Here is a 3,148-nt window from a genome sequence, read left to right on the forward strand (position 1 = left end):
GCCGACCTGCAAAATCGAAGCGGTCAACATCGCCGAAAACCTGCGCATTCAAACCATCGAGCCGCATTTCAACGCCGAAACCGGCTTGGACGAAGCAGGCGAAATGATGTTTGCCCACCATCAAGACCTGATTTGGTTCTATCAATTTGCCATCGCCCTGCAAAAAGCGCGCGGCAAATACGAGCCAGAGCGCGCGCCGCAATACGATTACAGCATCGAATTGGATGAGGAAGGCAACGTATCTGTCGTCCGCCGCGAACGCGGTTCACCCATCGATACGCTGGTCAGCGAGATGATGATTCTTGCCAACAGCACTTGGGCGCAAATGCTGGACGAAAACGAGCTGCCCGGCCTTTTCCGCGTCCAACCGGCAGGCAAAGTGCGCATGAGCACCAAATCCGAGCCGCACATCGGCATGGGCGTGCAGCATTACGGCTGGTTTACCTCGCCGCTGCGCCGCGCCGCTGACTACATCAACCAAAAGCAGCTGATCAGCCTGATCGACGACACTGCCGAGCCGCTGTATCAAAACAGCGATGCCGAGCTTTTCGCCGCGCTGCGCGACTTTGATGCCGCCTATACAGCCTACGCCGACTTCCAACGTCAGATGGAAGCCTACTGGAGCCTCATCTATCTGCAACAGCAAGGCACGAGCGAGCTGACGGCCACCATCCTCAAAGAAGACCTCGTCCGCATTGAAGGCCTGCCGCTGGTAACGCGCGCGACCGGTATTCCGTTTGATGCGCTGCCCAAATCGCAGGCATTGTTCAAAATCACTGAATTGGATGCCGAGAAGCAGTTTATCGCGCTCAACTATCAAAAAGCCGTTTTACCGGGCTGATAACGTTATTCCGTTTAAAAAAAAGGCCGTCTGAACAAAGAAACAGAAATCTTTGATTTCGTTTTCATCCCCTGTTCAGACGGCCTTCATCATCTAAAAATGCTACAATTCCCCTTTTCTGCCCATCATTTCAAACCATGAAAAAAAACGCCCCCCAATCCTTTGAAGAAGCCTTATCCCGCCTCGAAACCCTGACCCAAGCCATGCAAAGCAGCGAAATGCCGCTGGAAGACGCCCTGGCCGCCTATCAGGAAGGCAACGAATTGGTCAGATACTGCCAAACCAAATTGGCGGAAGTCGAGCAGAAACTGCAAGTCTTGGATGCCGGCGAACTGAAGGAGTTGAACCTTGAACCCGGCGAATGAACTCAAAACATGGCAGCAAAAAGCCCAAGCGCAAACCGAATTGCTGCTGGCGCATTTCTTGCCGTCTGAAAGCCAAGTGCCGCACACGCTGCACGAAGCCATGCGTTACGTTACCCTCGGCGGCGGCAAACGGCTGCGCCCGCTTTTGGTGCTTGCCGCGTCCGAATTGGGCGAAGCAAACCAAAATGCCGTCGAGCAGGCGATGGCGGCCATCGAAATGGTGCACGTCTATTCGCTGGTTCACGACGATATGCCGGCGATGGACAACGACAGCCTGCGCCGCGGCAAACCGACCTGCCATGTGCAATACGATGAAGCCACCGCCCTTTTGGTCGGCGATGCGCTGCAAACCCAAGCCTTTGATGTACTGAGCCGTCCGACAGGCCTGCCTGCCGAACGCCAGCTTGCCATGTTGTCCACGCTGGCCCAGGCATCCGGCAGCCTCGGCATGGCGGGTGGACAAGCCATCGACCTGGCCAATGTCGGCAAAGCCATGAATCAGGCCGAATTGGAACAGATGCACAGCCTCAAGACCGGCGCACTCATCCGCGCGGCCGTGGCCTTAGGCGCACTTTCCTGCCCGGACTTAACACCGGTGCAAATCCAAACCTTAGACCGCTACGCCGCCAAATTAGGCTTGGCTTTCCAAGTGATCGACGATGTATTGGACTGCGAAGCCGATACCGCCACCTTGGGCAAAACCGCCGGCAAAGACTCGGACAACGACAAACCGACCTACGTCAAACTGATGGGCCTGCAGGCCGCGCGTACTTACGCAGAAACGCTGATTGCAGAAGCCGTTGCCCTGATCGAGCCATTCGGCGACAAAGCCCTGCGCCTGCGCCAACTGGCCGAGTTTGTTACTGCACGGAAAAACTAAACCTTGTAAATCAATAAAGGCCGTCTGAAACCTGATTTTAGGTTTCAGACGGCCTTTTTAATAGCCTGTTTGGCTGGTATCACCCGAATGCAGAGTCATTCAAAATACGGCTCAAAAATCCCCCGCAAACTGCGTTGACAAGCCTCAGCCTGTCCGTTTAATCCAATAGGGCATCCACAAACGCTTTGGCATTAAACGGACGCAAATCGTCGATGCCTTCACCTACGCCGATGTAGCGGACAGGAACAGGGCGGTCGGAGGCAAGGGCGGCAAGGATACCGCCTTTGGCCGTACCGTCGAGCTTGGTGACGATCAGGCCGGTCAGGCCCAGCGCTTCGTCAAAGGCTTTCACTTGGTTGACGGCGTTTTGACCAATATTGGCATCAAGCACGACGATGATTTCATGTGGCGCATCCAGCATGGCTTTTTGCAACACGCGTTTCACTTTTTTGATTTCTTCCATCAAATGAAGCTGCGTCGGCAGGCGGCCGGCAGTATCGGCCAGCACGATATCGATACCGCGCGCCTTCGCGGCTTGGACGGCATCGAAGCAAACGGCGGCGGAATCACCCGTAGTTTGCGAAATCACGGTCACATTGTTGCGTTCGCCCCAAGCTTGGAGCTGCTCACGCGCGGCGGCACGGAAAGTATCGCCTGCCGCCAGCAATACAGATTTGCCCTGCGCTTGGAAGTATTTGGCCAATTTGCCGATAGATGTGGTTTTGCCTGCGCCGTTGATACCGGCAAGCATAATCACGAAAGGCTCCTTGGTTTCCGGCAAGACCAAAGGTTTTTCCAAAGGCTTAATCAAGTCGTACAGCGCATCTTTCAGCGCGCCGCGCAATTCGTTGCCGTCTTTGAGGCCTTTGAGGCTGACACGGTCGCGCACGTCTTTCATCAAGTATTCGGTGGCTTCCATGCCCATATCGCTGGTAATCAGCACGGTTTCCAGCTCTTCGTACAAATCCTCGTCGATTTGTCCGCCTCCGAACACGCCTGCCAACGATTTTGCCATTTTGTCGCGTGATTTGGTCAAGCCTTGTTTCAAACGCGCAGCCCAAC

4 protein-coding genes are annotated in these 3,148 nt (G+C 55.1%); 3 read left to right on the top strand and 1 reads right to left on the bottom strand.

Going from position 1 to position 3,148, the window contains the following annotated elements; translation table 11 throughout:
- The 3 genes from Q1M25_RS09185 to Q1M25_RS09195 form a co-directional block, all read left to right on the top strand.
- The coding region (locus Q1M25_RS09185) for an RNB domain-containing ribonuclease (RefSeq protein ID WP_300483991.1) at positions 1–841 on the top strand (841 nt) is incomplete at its 5' end.
- Between the two features lie 137 nt (positions 842–978).
- Positions 979–1,206 (top strand): exodeoxyribonuclease VII small subunit, encoded by a 228-nt coding sequence (locus tag Q1M25_RS09190; protein WP_003681131.1) that lies wholly within the window; start codon positions 979–981, stop codon positions 1,204–1,206.
- Positions 1,190–2,086, top strand: coding sequence for a polyprenyl synthetase family protein (locus tag Q1M25_RS09195; RefSeq protein ID WP_300483994.1), 897 nt, complete (start codon positions 1,190–1,192; stop codon positions 2,084–2,086). Before Q1M25_RS09190 ends, Q1M25_RS09195 begins: the two co-directional genes overlap by 17 nt.
- A 157-nt stretch (positions 2,087–2,243) precedes the next feature.
- Here the strand turns inward: Q1M25_RS09195 and ftsY are convergent.
- Positions 2,244–3,148, bottom strand: a 905-nt coding sequence (ftsY, locus tag Q1M25_RS09200; RefSeq protein ID WP_300483996.1) for a signal recognition particle-docking protein FtsY, incomplete at its 5' end; no start/stop codon positions are given.

Origin of the sequence: uncultured Neisseria sp. (assembly GCF_951230505.1) — a bacterium.
In the GTDB taxonomy this organism is placed as follows: domain Bacteria; phylum Pseudomonadota; class Gammaproteobacteria; order Burkholderiales; family Neisseriaceae; genus Neisseria.